Source organism: Sporosarcina psychrophila, assembly GCF_001590685.1.
Lineage (GTDB): Bacteria > Bacillota > Bacilli > Bacillales_A > Planococcaceae > Sporosarcina > Sporosarcina psychrophila.
In genome coordinates, this window is record NZ_CP014616.1 from 817,145 (window position 1) to 839,417 (window position 22,273).

23 protein-coding genes are annotated in these 22,273 nt (G+C 42.1%); 14 read left to right on the forward strand and 9 right to left on the reverse strand.

The annotated features are described in order from the left end of the window. Positions 1-50: 50 nt before the first annotated feature. The 3 genes from AZE41_RS03920 to AZE41_RS03930 form a co-directional block, all read right to left on the reverse strand. A complete protein-coding gene (locus AZE41_RS03920) occupies positions 51-902 on the reverse strand; it encodes an RluA family pseudouridine synthase (protein WP_067205872.1) in 852 nt (283 codons plus the stop codon). 115 nt (positions 903-1,017) lie between these two features. Further along, a complete protein-coding gene (locus AZE41_RS03925; RefSeq protein ID WP_067205874.1) occupies positions 1,018-1,497 on the reverse strand; it encodes a thioredoxin family protein in 480 nt (159 codons plus the stop codon). Position 1,498: 1 nt separating this feature from the next. After that, positions 1,499-1,924: a disulfide oxidoreductase gene (locus AZE41_RS03930; RefSeq protein WP_067205876.1), complete on the reverse strand. Its 426-nt coding sequence runs from the start codon at positions 1,922-1,924 to the stop codon at positions 1,499-1,501. Between the two features lie 133 nt (positions 1,925-2,057). Between AZE41_RS03930 and AZE41_RS03935 the strand changes: the two genes are divergently transcribed. Beyond that, positions 2,058-3,602: a bifunctional GNAT family N-acetyltransferase/carbon-nitrogen hydrolase family protein gene (locus AZE41_RS03935; protein WP_067205879.1), complete on the forward strand. Its 1,545-nt coding sequence runs from the start codon at positions 2,058-2,060 to the stop codon at positions 3,600-3,602. Between the two features lie 279 nt (positions 3,603-3,881). On the opposite strand, the gene rsgA is transcribed toward AZE41_RS03935, so the two are convergent. Together rsgA and AZE41_RS03945 are read right to left on the reverse strand one after the other, a co-directional pair. Then, positions 3,882-4,961: a ribosome small subunit-dependent GTPase A gene (rsgA, locus tag AZE41_RS03940; RefSeq protein WP_067213829.1), complete on the reverse strand. Its 1,080-nt coding sequence runs from the start codon at positions 4,959-4,961 to the stop codon at positions 3,882-3,884. A gap of 355 nt (positions 4,962-5,316) precedes the next feature. Continuing rightward, positions 5,317-6,642 carry a hemolysin family protein gene (locus AZE41_RS03945; RefSeq protein ID WP_067213830.1) on the reverse strand — a complete coding sequence of 442 codons (1,326 nt, stop codon included), beginning with the start codon at positions 6,640-6,642 and terminating at the stop codon, positions 5,317-5,319. A gap of 1,309 nt (positions 6,643-7,951) precedes the next feature. Between AZE41_RS03945 and AZE41_RS03950 the strand changes: the two genes are divergently transcribed. The 4 genes from AZE41_RS03950 (at position 7,952) to AZE41_RS03965 (ending at position 13,255) form a co-directional block, all read left to right on the forward strand. Further along, the gene (locus AZE41_RS03950; protein ID WP_067205882.1) at positions 7,952-9,691 is read left to right on the forward strand and encodes an ABC transporter ATP-binding protein; all 1,740 of its coding nucleotides are present in this window, start codon (positions 7,952-7,954) and stop codon (positions 9,689-9,691) included. A 1-nt stretch (position 9,692) separates the two neighbouring features. Continuing rightward, a complete protein-coding gene (locus AZE41_RS03955) occupies positions 9,693-11,450 on the forward strand; it encodes an ABC transporter ATP-binding protein (RefSeq protein WP_067205885.1) in 1,758 nt (585 codons plus the stop codon). Positions 11,451-11,691: 241 nt separating this feature from the next. Beyond that, complete coding sequence (locus AZE41_RS03960; RefSeq protein ID WP_067205888.1) at positions 11,692-12,957, forward strand: MFS transporter; 1,266 nt, start codon at positions 11,692-11,694, stop codon at positions 12,955-12,957. A 61-nt stretch (positions 12,958-13,018) separates the two neighbouring features. Further along, entirely contained in the window at positions 13,019-13,255 is a 237-nt protein-coding gene (locus AZE41_RS03965; RefSeq protein WP_067205891.1) for a hypothetical protein, read from the forward strand. 35 nt (positions 13,256-13,290) lie between these two features. Here AZE41_RS03965 and AZE41_RS22525 read toward each other — a convergent pair whose 3' ends face one another. Together AZE41_RS22525 and AZE41_RS03970 are read right to left on the reverse strand one after the other, a co-directional pair. Beyond that, entirely contained in the window at positions 13,291-13,443 is a 153-nt protein-coding gene (locus AZE41_RS22525; RefSeq protein WP_156475954.1) for a hypothetical protein, read from the reverse strand. A gap of 53 nt (positions 13,444-13,496) precedes the next feature. After that, a complete protein-coding gene (locus tag AZE41_RS03970) occupies positions 13,497-13,700 on the reverse strand; it encodes a YheE family protein (protein ID WP_067205894.1) in 204 nt (67 codons plus the stop codon). Positions 13,701-13,771: 71 nt separating this feature from the next. On the opposite strand from AZE41_RS03970, the gene AZE41_RS03975 reads away from it, so the two are divergent. The 5 genes from AZE41_RS03975 (at position 13,772) to AZE41_RS03995 (ending at position 18,283) form a co-directional block, all read left to right on the forward strand. Then, a complete protein-coding gene (locus AZE41_RS03975; RefSeq protein ID WP_067205897.1) occupies positions 13,772-14,164 on the forward strand; it encodes a ferritin-like domain-containing protein in 393 nt (130 codons plus the stop codon). Between the two features lie 63 nt (positions 14,165-14,227). Next, positions 14,228-15,385, forward strand: a complete 1,158-nt coding sequence (locus AZE41_RS03980) for a DUF445 domain-containing protein (RefSeq protein ID WP_335339515.1) — start codon at positions 14,228-14,230, stop codon at positions 15,383-15,385. 12 nt (positions 15,386-15,397) lie between these two features. Further along, positions 15,398-15,745: a YlbF/YmcA family competence regulator gene (locus AZE41_RS03985; protein ID WP_067205901.1), complete on the forward strand. Its 348-nt coding sequence runs from the start codon at positions 15,398-15,400 to the stop codon at positions 15,743-15,745. Between the two features lie 112 nt (positions 15,746-15,857). Further along, on the forward strand, positions 15,858-17,363 hold the full coding sequence (locus AZE41_RS03990) for a coproporphyrinogen III oxidase (RefSeq protein WP_067205904.1): 1,506 nt from the start codon (positions 15,858-15,860) through the stop codon (positions 17,361-17,363). Positions 17,364-17,503: 140 nt separating this feature from the next. Next, positions 17,504-18,283, forward strand: a complete 780-nt coding sequence (locus AZE41_RS03995) for an enoyl-CoA hydratase (RefSeq protein ID WP_067205907.1) — start codon at positions 17,504-17,506, stop codon at positions 18,281-18,283. Between the two features lie 348 nt (positions 18,284-18,631). On the opposite strand, the gene mgsA is transcribed toward AZE41_RS03995, so the two are convergent. Beyond that, positions 18,632-19,036 carry a methylglyoxal synthase gene (mgsA, locus tag AZE41_RS04000; RefSeq protein WP_067205909.1) on the reverse strand — a complete coding sequence of 135 codons (405 nt, stop codon included), beginning with the start codon at positions 19,034-19,036 and terminating at the stop codon, positions 18,632-18,634. Between the two features lie 99 nt (positions 19,037-19,135). After that, positions 19,136-19,321 (reverse strand): YhzD family protein, encoded by a 186-nt coding sequence (locus AZE41_RS04005; protein WP_067205911.1) that lies wholly within the window; start codon positions 19,319-19,321, stop codon positions 19,136-19,138. A 182-nt stretch (positions 19,322-19,503) separates the two neighbouring features. Between AZE41_RS04005 and AZE41_RS04010 the strand changes: the two genes are divergently transcribed. The 4 genes from AZE41_RS04010 to AZE41_RS04025 all read left to right on the forward strand — a co-directional run bounded on the left by AZE41_RS04010 (position 19,504) and on the right by AZE41_RS04025 (position 22,247). After that, entirely contained in the window at positions 19,504-19,701 is a 198-nt protein-coding gene (locus tag AZE41_RS04010; RefSeq protein ID WP_067205914.1) for a helix-turn-helix transcriptional regulator, read from the forward strand. Between the two features lie 2 nt (positions 19,702-19,703). After that, positions 19,704-20,015 (forward strand): DUF2178 domain-containing protein, encoded by a 312-nt coding sequence (locus tag AZE41_RS04015; protein WP_067205915.1) that lies wholly within the window; start codon positions 19,704-19,706, stop codon positions 20,013-20,015. A gap of 74 nt (positions 20,016-20,089) precedes the next feature. Next, a complete protein-coding gene (locus tag AZE41_RS04020) occupies positions 20,090-20,989 on the forward strand; it encodes an ABC transporter ATP-binding protein (RefSeq protein WP_067205918.1) in 900 nt (299 codons plus the stop codon). After that, positions 20,982-22,247: an ABC transporter permease gene (locus tag AZE41_RS04025; RefSeq protein WP_067205921.1), complete on the forward strand. Its 1,266-nt coding sequence runs from the start codon at positions 20,982-20,984 to the stop codon at positions 22,245-22,247. Before AZE41_RS04020 ends, AZE41_RS04025 begins: the two co-directional genes overlap by 8 nt. Positions 22,248-22,273 lie beyond the last annotated feature (26 nt).

Consider the following 22,273-nt stretch of genomic DNA (forward strand, 5'->3'; position numbering starts at 1 on the left):
GTGCAATTGATTAAAAAAATGCCATGGAGAAATACTCTCCACGGCATTTTTTAGATATTTTTCATTTCAATAAGCGTCTGTTCTTCTGTAAATGGATGGATGAACGATAACGCAGTTGCAGTTAACCGATAATGACCGTCTTCCGTTTCACTGCCGTCATATAGTGTATCGCCTGTAACTGGGTATCCAATATGTGATAAATGTACGCGGATTTGGTGTGTCCGACCGGTTTCAAGATCAGCCTCTACAATGGAAGTCTCTTCTTTACGTTCAATAAGTCGGAAGTTTGTAACAGCGGCTTGTCCAGACATTGAAACAATTCGTTTGGCTGGATGATGGCGGTCTTTTCCAATCGGAAGTCTAATGGAACCTTTAGGTCGTTTCAAGTAACCGTCAACTTCTGCAGTGTATTTCCGTGAGATGTCATTATTCTCAATCATACGGTCGAAGAGTGCCTTCGCAATTGGATGCTTCGCAACGAGAACAACACCGGAAGTTCCTTTATCAAGACGATGGATATGCTCGGCATAATCCCCGCCATTGTTTTTAACATATGCCATGACAGCATTCATCAGTGTACCTTTGTCCCTTGGACCATCGGGATGTGTTGTCATACCAGCAGGTTTAACAGCTGCCAGGATATGCTCGTCTTCAAAAAGTACGGTAAGTTCAACTTGTTCATCAGCAATATACGTGGAAGCTGCATCAGGGAAAGTAAACACCAATTCTGTACCTTTCGCGAGAGGTAAGCGCCAGTCGTCTACGGGTTCGCCGTTCGAATCTAGTACACTCTTGGCCATACGCATAAGGTGGACCGTCTTTTTACCGCCTTGCCATTTATCTTTGAGCAAGTATTCAACCGTCATATTGTCTTCTTGTGTTTTATAATGAAATAAAGCCATTTAAATCATTCCTTCCAGTCGTGGGCCTACAGGATGTAGGTCATGAAGCGTGAGGGATTGTACTTCATCCCTCCTAGTTGCCGCAGGACGCAGCGAACTTAGACTTCGTTCCATATTATTTGCCTTCGAATTCATTGAAAAATGCACGGATATTTTCCTCGGGTTGTGCACCGAGCATACGTCCGACTTCTTTACCATCTTTGTAGTGGACGAGGGCTGGCCAACGTTCAATTTTATAGTCTGTATCCATTCCGGCTTTATCACCAAATTCCATCATGTTATATTGCAGTACGTTGACATCCATCTCTTTTGCAATTGGCATCAAAACAGGTGTCATTTCCATGCAAAATTGACATTCAGGGTGGAAATAATAGGCCGTTACTGATTCACCGGCCTCGATTTTTTTGAACAGAGTATCTGGCAAGACGATGTTGCTGTAGTTTTCATTGCCGATCAAATCGATTGTTGGTTTTTCAAGATTATCCGTTCCATATGGATTGTCTTTCATTTTTGCTTGGTCCGCTTTGTTCGATAATACGACAATGAGGATGAAGACCGCGACAATAGCACCGCCAATGATTAATAATTTTTTCAAGTTACTTCGACTCCTTCTGCCATTTCATCATGAAAAGGCTTGTAATAAAGATGATTAAAAATGCCAAAAGCGCCAAGAATGGAATGGTGATGAATCCGAGATAGTTGATGTATTGTCCTGTACAAGACACGTTTCCACAAGTAGGTGCACTATTGCTCAAAAAAGTCAGCTTTTGAATTCCATAATGATAGAGGGAGATACTTCCACCAACAATCGAGAAAACAGCTAGAGTCAAGGCAATTCGTGCGTTTTTTTGGAACAGGGCGACACCTGAAATGAGTACGATTGGATACATCAGAATCCGCTGGTACCAACAGAGCGTACAGGGCTCATATCCGCGTACTTCCGAAAAGTATAACGAACCGAGCGTTGCGACAAATGAAACTGTCCAAATAATAATGAGACTGTTTTCTAGTCGTTTTTGCATACAATCATCTCCTGCTTGGTAAACTACATACACATTTGATTATAGGGTGTCGTATTAAACAAGTAAAACATTATTAACTGTAGGGGCAACTGCGGTATAATGGAGAGATACAGGTTGGGAAGAGGTGTTTCGGATGAGTGAAGAATTCGATTTGTCTGAGTTTGAAATAAGTATGGTTATTCGTCAGATGAAATTTGAGGATATAACGAGGCTTTTAAGTATGCAGGAATTATGTTTCCCTGGTATGGAACCGTGGGAAGAGGGGCATCTAAAGAGTCATTTAGAAAATTTTCCGGAAGGACAGATGGTTGCTGAATTGGATGGGGAAATCATCGGTTCATGCTCCAGTCTAATCATCAATTTCGATGAGTATGACGACCGCCATACATGGGATGATGTCACTGATGAAGGTTACATAACAAACCATAATCCCGACGGTTATAATATGTACGGCATCGAAGTTATGGTGCATCCTGGCTACCGCCGTATGAAGGTCGGACAGCGTTTGTATGAAGCACGTAAAGAACTTGCGAGAGAGCTCAATTTGAAGTCGATTATCCTAGGTGGTCGGATCCCGAACTACCATAAATTTGCCGAAGAAATGTCGCCGCGTGAATATGTAGATTCTGTGTCGCGCCATAAAATCTATGATCCTGTACTGACGTTCCAACTGATGAATGACTTTACGTTGATGAGGGTTAATCCAAACTATCTACCGGACGATAAAGCATCGAAGAAATATGCAACACTTATGGAATGGAATAACGTTGATTATAAACCGCTGACGAAGCGTCATTTCAAGACAAGTTATCCAGTACGTATTTGCGTTGTCCAATACTTGATGCGCAAGATTTCATCATTCGACGACATGGCTCATCAGTGTGAATATTTCGTTGACGTCGCGTCTGATGCCAACTCCGATTTCGTCGTCTTCCCGGAAATATTCACCACTCAGCTTATGTCATTTATGGATGAAATATCGCCGAGCCAAGCAGTACGCAAAATGACTGAATATACGCCGCAATATATTGAGATGTTCATGAATCTTGCAGTCCGTTATAACGTGAATATCATTGGTGGATCTCACTTTGTCGAGGAAGAGGATGAAGAAATCTACAATATTTCTTATTTGTTCCGTCGTGATGGGTCAATCGAAAAACAATATAAGATTCACATTACGCCAAATGAACGAAAATGGTGGGGAATTAGTGCAGGAGATGCGGTTCGCGTCTTCGATACAGACTGTGGGAAAATCGCCATCCAAATTTGTTATGATATCGAATTCCCCGAATTGGCACGTATTGCAACAGATATGGGTGCCAATATTATCTTCACACCATTTTGTACAGAAGATAGACAAGGGTATCTGCGCGTCCGTTATTGTGCCCAAGCCCGAGCGATTGAAAATCAGATTTACACTGTTATTTCTGGCACGGTCGGAAACTTGCCACAGACGGCAAATATGGATATCCAATATGCACAATCAGCTATATTCGCTCCATCCGATTTCGAGTTTGCTCGGGATGGCATCGTAGGAGAAACGAATGCAAATTTAGAAATGGTACTTATTGGAGACGTCGACCTCGAGATATTACGTCGCCAGCGTCAGGACGGTACCGTGAAGCAACTAAAAGATCGTCGTCATGATGTGTACCATATCGAGTATAAGAAGGATTGAAAGCAAAAACGCCACGCATACCGGTAAACCCGGTGTACGTGGCTGTTTTTTTGTAACGCAAAAAGTTGTTTCCGACTTACTAGGAATTCCATGGCGGTGATAAACTCGTTTAAGACGGTGATAAACGGGTCCATGGCGGTGATAAACCTCCCGATGACGGTGATAAAGCAATTCAACGCGGTGATAACAATCAATATACATATCAAAAAAAGGGCTGTTCTTGTTAGTCGATAATTTATCGACTAACAGATCAGCCCTTCTCATATAGTGACTCTTTACTTATTTCTTCTTCGAAGGATGATTGCGCATACTTTTTGTTATCTTTTTCCACTTATTCCGTTCTTCGGATCGAGCGGCGGCATCCATTTTTCGTTCAAGGAATGCCAACTCTTTTTGGAGTTTCAGATAGCTCGCATAGCGGTCTTCAGGTAAAGCACCTGTAGCAAGTGCTTCCTGTACTGCACACCCAGGTTCATTGTTATGCTGACAGTCATTGAACTTGCATGAATTGGTGAATGCTTCCACGTCTTTAAAACCTGAATCCAGGCTCTCGCTGTTGTCCCACAGCTGAAACTCTCTCATCCCTGGCGTATCAATCAGTACACCGCCGCCAGGAATCTTAACGAGTTCACGATGGGTTGTCGTATGCCGGCCTTTATCGTCATCATCACGGATATCTTGAACGAACATCGTTTCACCGCCGTAAATGGCGTTTGTAAGAGAGGATTTTCCTACACCTGAAGAACCTAATAAGGCCGCTGTTTTTCCACCATCTAATAGTGCGGTCAATTCGTCAATTCCTTCACCGGTTACATTGCTCACGGCGAAAACATCAGCGCCCATAGCTATATTCCGTGCTTCTTCAATGTAGTAGGAAGGGTCATCACATACGTCTTTCTTTGTCAATACGACGACGGGACTTGCGCCTGAATCATAGGCGGCAACCAGATAACGCTCGAGTCGTCTAGCATTAAAGTCTTTATTCATCGACATGACCAAGAAAACGATATCGATATTTACTGCGATAATTTGTTCGGAAATCATTGTGCCAGCGGATTTTCTAGAGAACAGAGATGTTCTCGGTAATATGTCATGGATAATACCACGTTCTTCACCAGGCATTTTTTCCACTGCGACCCAATCACCGACAGCTGGAAAGTCTCGTCGCTCATCGGCTTCGTACTGCATCGCACCCGAACAGACAGATAGCCATTCACCTTCAGCTGTGACAACCCGATACATTCTTTTATGCTCGAGTGTGACACGCCCAGGCGTACATTTTTTCATTTTTAATCCGTCTTTTATATCATCCCAGTTCGTTTCATGGGATAAATTCCAACCGTACTCGTTTAAATTAATCAATTTATATTCCTCCTGTTATGTGCGTACTAGAAAAGCGCAAGGCGCCTGTAGCTAGACAATAAAAAAGCCGTGGGTCCTTTGATCGGACACCACGGCTTTCACGCGCATAACAGAATAAGCATGCTTATTATAAAAGCACGGCAGGTGAAAGTATGGGTCCGATCAAATTAGCAATAGGGACAATGATAATAGCCATAAAACTTCACCTGCTTTCTGTAAGTTGAATTAATAATAACAAGACGCAAGAAGAAAGTCAATACAGACTTTTCAGGTCATTTGAAATATAGCTGAGAAGGTGGGAGCGTATCGTATCGGACAAAAAAAGCGTCCTCCATAGGGAAGACGCTTTTAGTTAGGATTCCATTGACAATTCTGAAGTGCTGTCAGTGGAGTCCTGTTCATATTTGATGACTTCTAGGTAGAGAATATGATGACCATCCACATCTTTCACCATGAATTCAAACCCTTGTTCAATAATTTTTTCACCTTGGATTGCTTCGAAGCGTTGGGTCATGATCCAGCCGCCGATTGTATCGATGTCCTCTTCGTTAATGGAAATACCGAGAATGTCATTTACATTTTCGATGCGCATCTTCGCGTCTAAAATGTAATGGTTTTCCCCGAGAATTTGAATTTCTGGTACTTCATTCATATCGAATTCGTCTTGAATATCACCGACGATTTCTTCTAAAATATCTTCGATAGTTACAAGGCCTGAAGTTCCACCATATTCATCCATTAGAATCGCCATATGAATGCGTTCTCGTTGGATTTTGAGTAGAAGGTCGGCGATTGGTATCGATTCGATGACATGTATAATCGGTTGCATATAATTAACAATTGGTTGATGGCCAGCTGTGTCTGGTTCCTTAATGAATGCTGTCAATAGGTTTTTCATGTTGACCAGACCAATAATATGGTCTTTATCGCCATCCGTGACAGGGTAGCGTGTATATTGTTCAACACCCATCACATCGAATACTTCACGTAATGTCATATCTTTTTCGATTGATATCATTTCTGTCCGAGGGGCCATGATTTCATTGGCAATCCGGTCATCAAATTCGAAAATCTTATTGACATATTTATATTCGGCTTGGTTAATCTCGCCGCTTTTTAAACTATCTGATAAAATCATTCGAAGTTCTTCTTCTGTATGAGCGACTTCTGATTCAGAAATCGATTTATAGCCAAGCAGTCCAACGAAGAAACGTGCAGAACCATTCATACCTTTAATAACAGGGTACATGAGGCGATAAAATAAAATAAGCGGTTTTGCAAATAACAATGTAATGGCTTCCGCTTTTTGAATCGCGATCGTTTTAGGAGCCAATTCACCTATAACAACATGCAAAAATGTTACCGATGTGAATGCGATAATGAATGAAAGAATACTGGAAGTACTAGCTGTTAAATCGAAATAAGAGAAAATCGGTTTTAACATTAGTTTTACAGTTGGTTCCCCGAGCATCCCGAGTCCGAGAGCAGTTATCGTAATCCCCAATTGGCAAGCGGACAAATATTCGTCCAGATTACTAATTACCTTTCTCGCAATTACGGCACGCTGGTTACCCTCCGCAACCAGTTGGTCAATCCGTGTTGATCTAATCTTCACAATTGCAAATTCACTCGCAACAAAAAATGCGGTGAGAGCGATCAAGACAGCAAATGCTGTCAATCGTATGGCAATATCCAAATAATTACTTTGTTCCGAACCCAAATGAGGGGGAGAACAAAGTGTACACCTCCTATAGTGGTAAAATCCTTAGTTAACTCTATGATAATTTATTTTCAAGAAAAAAACAAATAGATACTCTTGTCTTACATATATTTGCTGGTAAGGCGGTATAGCAGGACTTCTGAAAAAGGATAAGAAAAAGTTCATAGAAGTTGTTCAAGCCTCAATGAAATTCGGGGTGTGGATTGTAGAACGCTTGGCGCTTTGGGGATGCCTGCGCTAGGGTGTTCATTATCGAGGAAAATATGATTTTGAGATGTATATGCCGAGATTATACTGTGATTACTAGTTGATACTATATAAATTGAAATAAAGAATTCCATTGAACCGCTGCGACGCTCGGGGATGCCTCCCGCCCTAAGCCAAGCAGCTTCGCCGCCAGTCTTATGGCTTCGGCTACCCCTGTTAAGGCGCCTTCGCTCAGTATATATACCAGATTCAACATATATAATTATCTGGGATGAAATGCGCTTTCTCAAATAGACCATCCAGCGAAGGCGCGACTTCGTGGTAGCCGGAGCGATAAGACTGAAAGTGGTCTTCTTTCTGGCTTATCGCGGGAGGCATCCACAAAGCGTCGAAGCGGTATTGGTAGGAGTTCTATTTCACTCCAATTATTGGGACCTTCTCAGTGGCCTACCAAAAGCTCTTGTAAAGCGCATACGCTGTATTCATTTGTTTAACATATATAGTAGCTGTTATTCATTACGTATTTCTCTGTTGGTGTCATATTCAATTTAACTCATTCATATATTTATCCAATATTAACGAACAGTAAGATTCTCACTGACTTGAGGATTACATCATAGAAAATGGTTGAAGTAATTCTGTTTTCGAAAAGTATTGACAACTCTGAAATGGAAATGATAACCTACAAGTAGTTAGTTACTCGAAATAGAAAGGGAGGTACGGAAAATGAAAAAAGTATACGTGTTCCAAAACAACAACAATAAAATGAAACCGTACCTATCCGTGTTTTAGTTTTTAACACTAAATAAACCCGGACCGGCGCGCTTTGCCGTTCCTTTTATGAGCACACGCTTATCTTAAGAAGCGTGTGCTCTTTTTTTGTTTTAATCTAAAGAGAAATTGGTGTTTCCACGCATTGCGTGTTGCATAAAGTTGGACTAACTAATAGGAAAAGGAGTGTTGACGATGTTAATCATCAAACAACAAAGGAAAATATTGAAAAAGGAATCTCTCGAAAGCGGATAGCTGTAAGAGAATAGGGAAGAAGGTTGATTGAATTATGTTTTCAGTGCTATTTAAATTAAAATGGTTTTTTAAAGAAAATCGTAAGAGGTACACAGTTGCGCTTATTCTGCTGATGGTGACGAATATTCTTGTTGTTATTCCACCTTGGCTAATCGGGCAGGCAATTGACTCGATCTATACACAGACGTTGACAGCAAGATTACTTGTTATATTTATTGGTTCTATGTTTTTAATTATGCTTTTCAATTATGCAAGTAACTATGTTTGGCAATACCAATTGTTTGGCGGGGCTTATGTCATCGAACGGCAATTACGGGGAAAGCTTATGCATCATTTTCTGAAAATGACCCCCACGTTTTATGAGAAAAATAAAACAGGCGATTTGATGGCCCGTTCTACAAATGACTTACGGGCAATATCTGAGACGGCAGGTTTCGGCATTATGACGCTTGTCGATTCGACGCTCTATTTACTGACGCTAGTCTTGACGATGGGCTTTCTCGTGTCGTGGAAATTGACGCTTGTGGCGATTTTACCGCTTCCGATTTTGGCGTTTATCATGCAGGTTTTAGGAAAGAAAATTCACGAAAGATATATGACGGCACAGCAGGCGTTCGGTGATTTGAATGATAACGTCTTGGAAGCAGTCGCGGGTGTAAGGGTTGTTCGTGCATACGTCCAGGAACGTGCATCTGAAAAAGGGTTTGCTGATATGACGGAAGATGTCTATCAGAAAAACATGCACGTCGAGAAGATTGACGCGCTGTTCATGCCAATTTCGAAAGTACTGACAGGTCTGACGTATATGATTGGGCTCGGTTACGGGGCCTACCTTGTATCCATTGGTGATATGACGCTAGGGAATCTCGTTACCTTTAATGTCTATCTTGGGATGATTGTTTGGCCGATGTTTGCAATCGGTGAATTGATTAACGTTTTACAACGCGGAAATGCGTCACTCGACCGGGTGACAGAGACGCTTGATTATGAGGAAGATGTGAAGGATCCTAAACATCCCGTGAATGTTGAACAACCTAATAGTGTAGGTTTCCAGGATGTTACTTTCACTTATCCGACGTCGCATTCGGTCAACTTGGATGCTATTAAGCTCCATTTGAAACGTGGCGATACGCTTGGGATAGTTGGAAAAACCGGTAGTGGAAAGACGACATTCGTCAAACAGCTACTGCGTGAATATCCATCCGGAGAAGGGGAAATCGTCTTCTCGGGAGTACCAATGCAGTCAATGACAAAAGATCAGGTAAGGGATTGGATTGGTTACGTCCCGCAAGATCACGTTCTGTTTTCACGGTCAGTCAGGGATAATATCTTATTCGGACGACCCGATGCAACCGAAGCGGACATTGCGGAAACGATTCGTCTGTCCTATTTTGAAAAAGATCTTGAAATGCTTCCTGAAGGACTTGAAACACTCGTCGGAGAGAAGGGTGTTGCATTATCCGGAGGGCAGAAACAGCGAATATCCATTGCACGAGCACTGGTGAAAAATCCAGAGATTCTTATTTTAGATGACTCGCTTTCTGCGGTCGATGCAAAAACGGAAGCGAAAATCATAGAAAATATTCAAACGGAACGTTCTGGAAAAACGACAATTATTACAACACACCGACTGTCTGCTATTCAGCATGCAGACTGGATTATCGTACTTGACGATGGGCGTGTTATTGAAGAGGGAACACATGAGGGCTTACTTGGAATGAACGGCTGGTACAAAGAACAATTCGACCGCCAACAGATTGGGGAGGTTGAATAATATGGGTACCGGTAGACGCTTACTCCACTACGCACTTGACTATAAAAAATTATTACTGACAGGTATTATTCTTCTCGCGTTCGCAGTCGCTGCGGATCTAATGGGACCAATGATTGCCAAGAAAATCATTGATGACCACATTGCAGGGGCTACTGGCGGGGGCATGGATTTCGCTCCGATTGCCAAGCTGCTTGCCATCTTTTTCGGGCTCGCCGTGGTAACTGCGATACTGAGGTATTTCCAGTATTTATTGATGCAACAGGCGGCAAATCGTATCATACAGAAAATGCGTAATGATCTGTACGAACATATTCAGACATTGCCAATCCGCTATTTTGATAATTTGCCTGCTGGGAAAGTTGTTGCAAGAATTACAAATGACACGGAAGCGATCCGTAACTTATATGTGACGGTCGTTTCACAGTTCGCAATTAGCGGAATGTACATTACAGGAATCTTCATTGCAATGTTCATTTTGGATCCTAAAATGGGTGCTATCACGTTATTTGTCTTACCAATACTTTATATTTGGATGAAGGCATACAGAAAATTCGCTTCGAAGGTTAACCATATCATCCGCGGAAAAGTGAGTGACATGAATGCGATGATTAATGAATCAATCAATGGCATGACAATCATTCAGGCATTTCGTCGTGAAAAGCAGATGGAAGAGGAATTCCGTGACTTGAATGATGAACACTTCCGCTATCAGAACAAACTGCTAAAAGTGGAGGCGGCGACTTCACATAACCTTGTCGACGTAATCCGGTCATTGACCTTTGTGTTCTTTATCTGGTATTTTGGCGGTGCTTCGATCTCCACAGAAAGTTTCATTTCAGTTGGAATGCTCTATGCTTTCGTAGACTATATTACACGGTTGTTCAACCCGGTGACGGGCATTGTAAACCAGTTCGCCCGTCTCGAGCATTCACTTGTGGCGGCAGAGCGTGTCTTCAAATTATTGGACCGTGAAGGGGAGCCGGTAAGCGACGACAAAATCGCCCGTTACCAGGGAAATGTCCGCTTTGAGAATGTCTGGTTCGCTTATAAGGATGAAGAATATGTCTTAAAGGATCTTTCATTCGGAGCAAAGCAGGGAGAAACGGTCGCACTTGTCGGCCATACTGGATCGGGAAAAAGTTCAATCATGAATTTACTGTTCCGCTTCTATGACGCTTCGAAAGGGAAGATTACGATTGACGGACTAAACATCAGTGACATGCCACGTCAGACGATTCGTGATCATATGGGTATTGTTCTGCAAGACCCTTACTTGTTTAGTGGGACAGTCGAGTCGAACATTAGCTTAGGTGACTCACGCATTACACGCGAAAAAGTGCAACATTCGCTAGATGCAGTCGGTGGGGAACTGGTATTGAAACATTTGCCAGGCGGAATTGACGAGCCAGTTGTGGAAAAAGGGAGTACGCTCTCTTCTGGACAGCGCCAGCTTATTTCATTCGCACGGGCGCTTGCGTTCGATCCTGCCATTCTTATTCTGGATGAAGCGACGTCCAACATCGACACGGAAACAGAGGAAATCATCCAACATGCGATGGACGTACTGAAAAAAGGGCGTACAACGTTCATCATTGCCCATAGACTCTCTACTATTAAGAACGCGGATCGTATTTTAGTGTTAGATCGCGGGGAGATTGTTGAACAAGGCTCACATGATGAGTTGCTTATGCTTGGTGGGCAATATGCTCAAATGTATAAATTGCAGGCGGGAACTTCTGGTACTCCGAAAGTTGAATGACAAGGATATGACGAAGGGGACTTCCGTGTAAGTGGGAAGTTCCTTTTTTCTTTGTGATTAAGCTCCAAGTGACTGCTTTATTGTTGCCCGTACTACCCGGTGTGTGGTCCAGCTGTTGCCACAATTTGAAGGGTACAAATGGTGTCAATAACTGGCACGATGCATTTGAGTTGTTGAAAAACTATTCTGAAAGACGTATCTTTAGAGTAACGAAGTATCTCGTATGGAAAGTTGGAGTAGCATGGGGAAATGGTATGCGGATTGGAAGTTGAAAATATCTTCATTCAATAAAAACGTCAGGCTGTTCATGCTAGCGAACGTGCTCATCCAGATCGGGATGGGTGTATTCATGGTCATGTACAATCTCTATATAAAAGAGTTAGGAATGCCTGAAACTATCAACGGAAAAGTCATTTCTATGACGGCGTTGGCTTCGGCAATTATGCTCGTTCCAGCCGGATTTCTAAGTGATAAATTCGGTCGGAAATGGATGATTGTCGGCGGTGCAATTTTCGGAGGAATGACATTGTTTTACCGAAGTGTCGCTGTTGCTGAAACGCCAATTATTTACGCAGCATTTCTGACGGGGTTATTCATGGCATTCGTGCAAGTTTCGGGTGTGCCATTTCTCGCTGAAAACTCAAAGCCCGCCGAACGGGTCCATATGTTTAGTATCCACTTCGCCCTCATGACGGTTGCGAATGTTATCGGCAGTTTGCTTGGGGGCGTTATCGCTGACGTACTAGAAGTCCTCTTGGCTCTCGATGCAGCTGATGCGATTCGTTGGGCGCTTCTAACGGGGGCAACCATTTTTATAATTGGTTTACTTCCCTTATTTAAACTTCAAAACAAGCCGCCTAAACCGGTGCAAGTGAAGAAAACGTCCGTTGAACCTGTGGACGAAGAGATTGAGAAAGTCGACAGCAGCTTCAGACGGAATATCATTCTGATTTTCCATTTCTCATTTGCGAGTTTGCTGATTGGTTTTGGTTCAGGTCTTGTTGTGCCGTACTTGAATTTATATTTCTCAAACCGATTTGATGCCTCAAATGCATACATTGGTCTTATTTTATCACTTGGATCTGCGATGACGGCGGTAGCTATGCTTATTGGTCCGGCATTAGTGAAAAAGGTTGGGAAAGTGAAAGCACTTATCCTATTCCAAATGCTGTCTATTCCATTTTTACTATTAACGGCCTATACGACATCCCTGTTGTTAGCATCACTCGGATTCCTTATGCGCCAGGCACTCATGAATGCGGGGAATCCGATTCAAAGTGCTATTGCAATGGAAATTGTTGCGGATAAATACAAAGGGCTTGCTAACTCAGTGAACCAAACTGTATTTAATATTGGATGGGCAGCGATGGGGCCTGTAGCAGCGGGGCTTGTTATTGCAAGTGGTTCGTATTGGGGCTATGCCTATGCATTCACAATCACAGCAGGACTCTATGTTGTTTCCTCGACGTACTATTACTTCATTTTTGGCAGAAGAAATTTGTCGTAGGAATAGGGTGTCAGAAAAATCTGGTTCATTAGTGGTATAATAAATAAAAAGGGGTGTTCTTATGGACATTACCATTATAGCTGTTGTTGCCATTGTATTGGGACTCGGAGGTATGGTGTTGATTGGTTTTGCAATCTACAAGACACTTTTTAATAAGAAGAAGTCAGGAAATATGTTTACGCCTTTTACGCCTTATGACGATATGACGAGGGGAACAAATGACACGAACAGTAATAAGTACTTGGAAGAAGATACAAGGCACGCGGTTGGCATAGAGGAAACGAGAAATGTAGAATAACAAAACTCCCTGCATACAATATGCAGGGAGTTTTGTTATTCACCGCGTCTGGCTTGTGTTTCTTTCCAGGCATTTTGTTCTTCTGGTACTCGACTTTTATCTTCAAAGACATTTTCAGTTTTCTGATCTTGTACTTTTAACTGTTCCTTTTCTTTACGCAACTCTTCAGGGGATTTTTCTTTATTCATACTGCGCCTCCTTAATACGTCATGAAGGACAGTATTCCCGAAGTTTGTACAAATCAATCATAGACGTGGAAAATCATCAATTCATGAATCATTTTTTTCAAATTGTCTTCTTCAGGCGGCGTTTCTCCTGTCCAAACAATGACACCCTCAGGTAAATAGTCACCGGTATACCTCGTATTGCGGAAGAAAAATGAGAATGTCCAACCCGGTAATTGTGTATTGTCAAACATCGGTTTAAAACTGAAATGTTGTAGCATGTAAATAACTCCTCTCATAAGACGCTACCCGACCGCATAATATCAAGAAAAGAAAGCGAAAGGGTGCTGACTTGTTTGTTGATAAATTAAAGCAGGCCATCGAGGATGAGTACAAAGATTATTATTTTTATAAATCAATGCACGACATGACCAATGATCCGCTTTGGCAAGACTTCCTCAGACATATGTATGAAGATGAAAAAAGCCATTATGAAATGTTTCAACAGCTCTATTATATGATGACGGGGACATTTGTACCAAATCCAAAGAGACCGTTGCCTTGTTATAACTTAAAAGAGTGTGTTCAGCGGGCATTGGTGAGTGAGCTTGAAGCGGTTGAAATGTATAAGGAAATGCTACTAACCGTTCCTTTTCAACAGGCCTACAATCCATTTTTCATCGCAATGCATGATGAAATGGAACACGCTATTCGCATGTCGACAATGTACAACGCACTAAGATAAGTCTTTGAATTTTTCCGTTCGGTTTAGTTCTGCTATAATTAGGACTTAACGATACGGAAAAAGGTGAAGCATTTGGGTATTTTATGGACATTGTTATTCATGGCTTTTATTGGTGCATTAATCGGGGGACTTACAAATCATCTGGCGATTAAAATGTTGTTCAGGCCACATGAAGCGAAATATATTGGGAAATGGCGTTTGCCATTCACGCCGGGATTGATACCGAAACGGCGCGATGAACTGGCAGTGCAACTCGGTAAGACGGTGACGAATTATTTATTAACACCGGAAACGTTCAGAAAGAAATTATTGACGCCTGACATGGAGAAGAAAGCAGAGGATTTCCTCCAACAAAAACTTGAGCAGCATATCCTTCTCTCTGATAAAACATTGAATGACTGGCTTAATACTGCCGGCGCGATGAATGTTGCAGAGAAAGCAGAGCGGAAAGTGTTGGAAGTACTCGATGCCCAGCTTAACGCCGTTCGTGTAAAAATGACGACGGGATCGGTAGAAGAGGTGCTACCGCAAAAGTGGCGGGTAGAAGCTGCAGGGCGCATTCCAGCCATAACAACCTATATTCTAGGCAGGTCGGAAACCTACTTCGAATCAGATGAAGGAAAAGCAATGTTCCATAAAATGATTGATGATTTCCTAGCATCAAAGGGTACACTTGGAAGTATGGTAAATATGTTTTTTGGAGAATCAGAATCGCTTGTTGTAAAAGTACAGCGTGAAGCACTGAAGTTTGTCGCAGCACAAGGGACGTACGATCTTGTGAATACAATTATACTTAATGAATGGGAAAAGCTTCAAAAACGTCCCGTTGAGGAACTTCTCTCAGGATTTGATTGGGATGGGTTGTTCAATTCAGTCCGATCTTATGCAGAAAAAGAACTTGTACTGGAAGCTCGCTTGAATAAGACGATACAGGATTATTGGCCTGCAGGGGCGGAATGGACAGCTGTTAATCTGACGCCGGCGCTGACTAGCTTTGCATTCGAACAGGCAGAAAAACAAATGGAGATATCGCTCCACAAACTTAAATTAGATGATATGGTTAGAGAGCAAGTCGATGCGTTTCCAGTTGCAATACTGGAAGATCTAGTGCTCGGCATTTCAAGACGCGAATTCAAGATGATCACCGTACTTGGAGCATTTCTCGGCGGTTTGATTGGAATCGTTCAAGGCCTTATTGTCTTGGCAACAAATTTATCATAGGGGGAACAATACATGACAGTGAATATTTACGATGATTTAAACAAATTGGAAGCAACATTCCGAAAAACTGCAGAGTTTTTAGAAGTACAGCAAGCGGTAGAAGAAGTGAAGGTGGATGACGATGCACTAGCGTTGTTCAAAAACTTCCGTAAAATCCAATTGAGCCTTCAGGAAAAACAGATGCAAGGTGAAGAACCAGTAGCTGAAGAGCTTGAGTATGCTCAAAAGACTGCACAACTTGCGCAGCAAAATCCTAAGATTATGAAAATGCTTGAAGCAGAAATGAAATTGAGTGGCTTGATTGAAGAAGTAAACCGTGTACTGATGAAACCAGTACAACAATTATACGAATCCATCTAAAAACCGGCCTAGGCCGGTTTTTCTTCTTTCACTCCGTAAATTTGCTATAATGATTTTATGTTTATCTAGAGAAAAAACTTCGGTTTTATAAATAGAAAGTTGGGTACTTACAATGCAAAAAATCATCATGAAAGAAAACTACGAACAGGGTTGGATTAGGATGTTTACGCATCTAGCAAACCTTTTCTTTGAACAATCGAAAATAGTCGATGAAGATGAAGAGGGTGCGATACTGGCAAATTTGACGTTGGAGCGGACGCTTGATGGACAACTTGTCGGAAAGGCAATCCTTACATGGGACGGTGTGGAATATTCTGCTGAGTTTTCTGAGATAGAAGAGACGGACGATGATAAAGCGATTACCCGCCAGTTAAAGCGGATTTATTCACACGTTTTCCTTGAAACGCTTGAACAAGCAACAGGGATGCATCAATCGTGGGGAATTCTGACAGGGATTCGCCCGATGAAACTGTACCATAAATATCGCCACGAAGGACACAGTACGGAAGAGGCCCAGCAATTGTTAATGAATCGCCATCGGCTCTCGAGCGAAAAAAGCGAACTTCTAGCAAAAATAGCGAATGTGCAGTTGCGAACGGTGCCTGATTTACACGAATTAAAAAATGAAGTAAGTATTTATATAGGCATTCCATTTTGTCCGACGAAATGTGCGTATTGCACATTCCCAGCCTATGCGATTAATCGAAAAAATGGACGAGTCGAAACATTCCTAGACGGATTGCATGAAGAAATCCGAGAAATGGGAAAATGGCTGACAGAGCGAGACATGGCCATTACGACGATTTACTTCGGTGGAGGAACTCCGACATCTATAGAAGCGGAAGAAATGGATGCGCTATATGAAACGATGTATGCTTCATTCCCTAATATGGATAAAGTCAGAGAAGTAACGGTAGAGGCAGGTCGTCCTGATACGATTACGCCCGCTAAAATCGAAGTTCTGAAAAAATGGGGTATTGACCGGATAAGCGTCAATCCGCAATCCTATACAGATGAGACACTAAAAGCAATCGGTCGTCACCATACTGTTCAAGAAACAGTCGATAAGTTCTGGTTGTCACGCGATATGGGCATGAAGAATATTAATATGGATCTCATCATCGGTTTGCCAAATGAAGGAATGGAAGAATTCAAGCATTCACTTGCAGAGACTGAAAAAATGCAACCTGAATCGCTGACAGTTCATACATTGTCATTCAAACGGGCATCTGAAATGACTCGTAATAAAGACAAATACAAAGTTGCTAATCGTGAAACAGTCGAGCAGATGATGAAACTCGGAGAAGAGTGGAACGCTGCAAATGGCTATGAACCGTACTATTTATACCGTCAAAAGAACATTTTAGGCAACTTGGAAAACGTCGGGTACGCAAAGCCTGGTGAAGAAAGTATCTATAACATCGTTATTATGGAAGAGGTACAGACGATCATTGGAGTAGGTTGTGGGGCTTCAAGTAAGTTCATTGACCCTGAAACGGGGAAAATTACGCAGTTCTATAATCCGAAAGATCCGGCAGCTTATATTCTGACGTATGAGGATTCAATCGTGAAGAAGCTCGCTCATCTTGACGCGATTTTTCCAGAGATGGTTAAGTAGAAAAGCGCAAGTGCCTTGATAGACCCTACTCTAGGTAGAAAAACGTATACTTTCTTAGCTCTTAAATAAAGGGTTTACTGAAAAAACACCGAATCTAAGAAGTGAATGGTAATTCATTTCTTACGAAGGGGTGTTTTTTTATGTATACAACTGTCGAATTAAAAAAAGAGGGACGCCTTGCGCATCTTACGTTGAATAGGCCTGCATCGATGAACGCGATGGATAGTGTCATGATGAAGGAACTAGCGGATGTTTTCGAGGAATTGAAAAGCGATGTGTCAGTTCAAGTTTTGGTAATCCAAGGGGCCGGTCGTGCATTTTCTGCGGGTGGGGATATTAAAGCGATGTTAAATCCGGATAGCCCAATGGATATTGGTAGTGTAATGGTAGACGTGTCACGTCTTGCGAAAGCACTTTATACATTACCGCAAGTTACGATTGCGGTCGTCCATGGTGCGGCGGCAGGACTTGGATTTAGCCTTGTGCTTGGCTGCGATTATATTATTGCGGAAGAGGAAAGTAAACTTGCGATGAACTTTATCGGCATTGGTCTAATTCCAGACGGGGCAGGTCATTTCTTCTTAAAAGAACGCGTAGGTGTGCCTCAAGCGAAAAAACTCATTTGGTCAGGAAAAGTGATGAATGGTCAAGAAGCACTTGAAAAAGGACTCATCGATGAAGTGACTGCACAAGGTACTGGTGCTGAACGCGGCGAAGCGTTTGCTCATAAACTGCTTGCGTCGCCGATTGCAGCAATGATTGCATCGAAAAAAATTCTGCATGCGCAAAAAACGAAAGAACTTGAAAGCATATTGGCAATGGAAAGTGAAGCACAAGTGGCAATGCGGAAAACAGCAGACCACCTAGAAGGTATTCAGGCATTTGTAGGAAAACGTAAGCCAGAATTTATAGGAAAATAATTTTTATGTAATATGGACACTGGTTTAGGGGTGAGTTTTTACGCCATCCTGAATCAGTGTCTTTTCTTGTACTAGACATTTTGTGCAATTAACATGTGGCGGTCATAAAACGGCTGATGCAGGTCATAATGGAAGTCGTGTCGAGCATAACAGTGCTCATGGCGGTCATAACTGCACCTATGGCGAGCATAACAAGCTCCATGGCGGTCATAAGGAAGAAAGGAAATCAACAATTTGATCCAGCGCTTGCAGTATGAATCAGCCTGCGTAATTAAAAAAGTACCAAGCATGCATCCGTTGAATAAAAGGATCAGTGCTTGGTACTTTTTATTTTATTTTGAAATGAACTTACTTATATTTATCAAGCATTTCACGCCATGAGAAGTACCCTTTTTCAACAGCGCGAAGTAACAGCTCAGCCGTTGCAATATTCGTAGCGAGTGGGATGCCATAGACATCACAAAGGCGTAATAACGCACTGACGTCGGGTTCATGTGGTTGAGCAGTTAGTGGGTCACGGAAAAACAAGATTAAGTCCAGCTCGCCAGTTGCAATCATTGCACCAATTTGCTGATCACCACCCAAAGGTCCCGAATTAAGTCGGGTTACAGATAAATTGGTTTCGTCCATAATTCTTTTTCCCGTTGTACCGGTAGCAAATAATGTGTATTGCGAAAAGATATATTCGTAGGCAATTGTGAAATTTACCATTTCATTTTTCTTTTCGTCATGGGCAATTAATGCGATTTTCATTTCTCAACACCCTGTCTATTTGTATGATGGAAATGCTTTGTTTCTGTTTAGGATTACATAATAAGTGAAGGGAAGTAAACATCTGAAGTGCAATTTTATTTAGGAATGGAACAATATTAACTTACCTGCCGGAGATGCAAGGCGATGTGTCTTTTCAAGAAGACCCTTATCCTCAAGCATTACTTGGCCTTTTTCTTTTGCTGCTTCGTCCGTTTCAGCTGTGAATGTATCTTCTGTAATTAATTCCCCCGTTGGTTCAAAAGCTGTTAGTTTATATGTTCTCACATAATTCACCCTTTCCACTCTATTTCATTCATTATACTATGAAAAATTCTAAAAGGAAATTTGTAAAGGTTACTTGACATCTTGAGTGTGGTAAAGTAACCTTTACGTAAAGCAACCTTTACAATAGTCGGTGTCTAGACTCCGGGTGCCCTGCGCTTTTCGTATGAAAGGGGAGCATTGAAATGAATAACTTGATAAAGGAAATGCGGACTGCGATGGGGCTAACGCAAGATGATCTGTCGGAGAAACTGGAAGTTTCGAGACAGACGATTATTTCCCTCGAAAAAGGTAGATATAACCCATCACTGACATTAGCGTTCAAACTTGCGAAGTTATTCAATTGTCGCATTGAAGATATTTTTACACCCGAGGAGGATTGAAAATGTACGAAGGGTTTAATATATGGGTATTTCTTGCAGGGCTGCCGCTTGCTGTAGTCATTATTTTCATTACTATGTTAATAAATCGGAAAAGGGGAAAGAAAGAACGATGGTTTGACGAACGATATAGAACGATTCATCAACATGCCCGTTCAATTTCGTGGTGTGCGACAACCGTTGCGATACTCATTGCTTGGGCAGTTATCATTATTGTTGAAGGACCGCAACTTGCATTTTTCATTCTAACGGGAATCTGGGTAGTGCACATGGCGTCGTATGCGATTGGTACAGCAATCGCCAGTAGTAAAAACTGAAAAACTAAAAAAGTGAAACTTCAGTGTGCTAGATACGTATAGTTAATATTGGGTAAAACGAAAGGGGTAATCGAATGTCATTGCTACTTGAAAATGTAACGAAACGATTTGGAGATTTCACGGCGGTTGATGATTTGACGCTGTCTGTTGGTAAAGGCACGATGTACGGGTTTCTTGGAGCAAACGGTGCAGGTAAGACGACGACATTTCGGATGATTCTTGGTCTATTAAATGCGAATGAAGGACGGATTACGTGGAATGGGAAACCGATTTCTTACGCTACAAGTCCTGAGATTGGTTATTTACCGGAGGAACGCGGCCTTTATCCGAAAATGAAGGTGGAAGAGCAACTGATTTTTCTAGCACAATTACGTGGTATGACAAAGTCGGATGCCAAGACAGCTATGAATAAATGGCTGGAACGAATGGAAATCACTCACTATGCCAATAAAAAAGTGGAAGAACTATCAAAAGGAAATCAACAAAAAATCCAAGTAATTGCATCTCTCATGCATAATCCGCAATTGTTAATTCTAGATGAACCATTTTCAGGGTTGGATCCAGTAAACGTTGAAATGCTGAAAGAGGCGATAATTCAATTTCGTAATGAGGGAGCAACTATTGTATTCTCGAGCCATCGCATGGATCATGTCGAAGAATTGTGTGAGCAACTTAGTATCATCGATAAAGGTAAGCAAATCGTGAGCGGGACACTCCGCGATGTGAAGCGGTCATATGGCAAGCAGAACGTACGCATAAATTCAGACAATGATTTAGCACATCTGAATGCGATTGCAGGTGTTACATCTGTCCATAAGTCGGTTGAAGGGGCACTCTACCAGGTCGAATCTGAACAAGTGGCCAATGATTTGTTGACGGCCGCATTAAAGTCGGGCCCGATTCGCCATTTTGGGATTGAGGAACCTTCGCTACAAGACATTTTCATCGAAAAGGTGGGGAAACAGCATGCGTGAATTCATGATCATTTTTAAACAGGCATTTACGACAAAAGCGAAAACGAAATCGTTCATTATAACAACATCCATCATGATTGCGGCGGTTTTCCTTTTTGCTAACATGGAAAAAATCATTGATACCGTTAAAGGTGCCACGGGCGGAGATAAAGATTCGGCGGAAGTGCTGCAAGTACTCGATGAAAGCGGTGTTCTTGCGGAGCGGTTGAAAATGCAACTAGAGTCAAATGAATCAGGTATTAAGGTAGAACTGTCCAGTAAATCGGAAAATGCGCTTACAGAACAAGTGAAAGAGGGAGAAATCGATTCGTTCGTGACGCTTGGACTTGATGACACAAATACAATTCAAGCGAACTACATCTCGATGAGTGCCATGGACTTTTCTCTTCCAATGATGCTAGAAGAAGCACTTAAGTCGATTCAAACGGAAATGAAAGCGGAGGAGCTCTCACTGTCTGGTGAGCAAGTACAGACACTATTCGCACCTATCCAATTTGAACAGCAATCTGTATCTCCGTCAGCGAAATCACAAGAAGAATTGAGCCAGGCACGTGGTCTCGTCTATGTACTCATGTTTCTTATTTACTTTGCAGTCATCGTTTATTCAAGTATGATCGCGACAGAAGTTGCGGCGGAAAAATCATCGCGTGTGATGGAAATTCTTATCTCAAGCGTATCACCAGTTAAACATATGTTTGCAAAAGTACTTGGCATTGGATCGCTTGGTCTTTTGCAAATGGTATTATTGGGTCTGGCAGGATATATTGCATTGAAAACAACAGGTTCTGAAATGGCAGATGGCTTCTTTTCCGTCTTCGGCTTTTCGAATATGAATGTGGGAACGCTTGTCTATGCGCTAGTTTTCTTCCTGTTGGGCTATTTCCTCTTCGCGACGCTGGCAGCTCTTCTTGGCTCACTTGTCAGCCGCACGGAAGATGTACAGCAGATTATCATGCCAATGACGTTGCTAATCGTGGCAGGGTTCATGATTGCGGCAACCGGGCTAGGAAATCCTGAAATGGCCTATATAAAATATGCTTCGTTTTTCCCGTTCTTTGCGCCACTCGTCATGTTCTTGCGCGTTGGTATGTTGGAGTTACCAGTATGGGAACCGCTATTGTCAATTGCGATTATGCTTGTGACAATTTTCCTTTTGGGCTTCTTCGGAGCACGTGTTTACCGCGGTGGTGTTCTCATGTACGGACCGTCTCGTTCGTTGAAAGATATTAAAAAAGCAATCCAGCTCGGAAAAGAATAAGTGAGATATAGAAAGACTCTGATTAA

Bases quoted from the DNA above. Each gene is read 5' to 3' on its own strand.
- AZE41_RS03920 (WP_067205872.1), bottom strand. From the start codon at position 902: ATGGCTTTATTTCATTATAAAACACAAGAAGACAATATGACGGTTGAA.
- AZE41_RS03930 (WP_067205876.1), bottom strand. From the start codon at position 1,924: ATGCAAAAACGACTAGAAAACAGTCTCATTATTATTTGGACAGTTTCA.
- AZE41_RS03935 (WP_067205879.1), top strand. From the start codon at position 2,058: ATGAGTGAAGAATTCGATTTGTCTGAGTTTGAAATAAGTATGGTTATT.
- AZE41_RS03950 (WP_067205882.1), top strand. From the start codon at position 7,952: ATGTTTTCAGTGCTATTTAAATTAAAATGGTTTTTTAAAGAAAATCGT.
- AZE41_RS03955 (WP_067205885.1), top strand. From the start codon at position 9,693: ATGGGTACCGGTAGACGCTTACTCCACTACGCACTTGACTATAAAAAA.
- AZE41_RS03960 (WP_067205888.1), top strand. From the start codon at position 11,692: ATGGGGAAATGGTATGCGGATTGGAAGTTGAAAATATCTTCATTCAAT.
- AZE41_RS03965 (WP_067205891.1), top strand. From the start codon at position 13,019: ATGGACATTACCATTATAGCTGTTGTTGCCATTGTATTGGGACTCGGA.
- AZE41_RS22525 (WP_156475954.1), bottom strand. From the start codon at position 13,443: ATGAATAAAGAAAAATCCCCTGAAGAGTTGCGTAAAGAAAAGGAACAG.
- AZE41_RS03970 (WP_067205894.1), bottom strand. From the start codon at position 13,700: ATGCTACAACATTTCAGTTTTAAACCGATGTTTGACAATACACAATTA.
- AZE41_RS03985 (WP_067205901.1), top strand. From the start codon at position 15,398: ATGACAGTGAATATTTACGATGATTTAAACAAATTGGAAGCAACATTC.
- AZE41_RS03990 (WP_067205904.1), top strand. From the start codon at position 15,858: ATGCAAAAAATCATCATGAAAGAAAACTACGAACAGGGTTGGATTAGG.
- AZE41_RS03995 (WP_067205907.1), top strand. From the start codon at position 17,504: ATGTATACAACTGTCGAATTAAAAAAAGAGGGACGCCTTGCGCATCTT.
- mgsA (WP_067205909.1), bottom strand. From the start codon at position 19,036: ATGAAAATCGCATTAATTGCCCATGACGAAAAGAAAAATGAAATGGTA.
- AZE41_RS04010 (WP_067205914.1), top strand. From the start codon at position 19,504: ATGAATAACTTGATAAAGGAAATGCGGACTGCGATGGGGCTAACGCAA.
- AZE41_RS04015 (WP_067205915.1), top strand. From the start codon at position 19,704: ATGTACGAAGGGTTTAATATATGGGTATTTCTTGCAGGGCTGCCGCTT.
- AZE41_RS04020 (WP_067205918.1), top strand. From the start codon at position 20,090: ATGTCATTGCTACTTGAAAATGTAACGAAACGATTTGGAGATTTCACG.
- AZE41_RS04025 (WP_067205921.1), top strand. From the start codon at position 20,982: ATGCGTGAATTCATGATCATTTTTAAACAGGCATTTACGACAAAAGCG.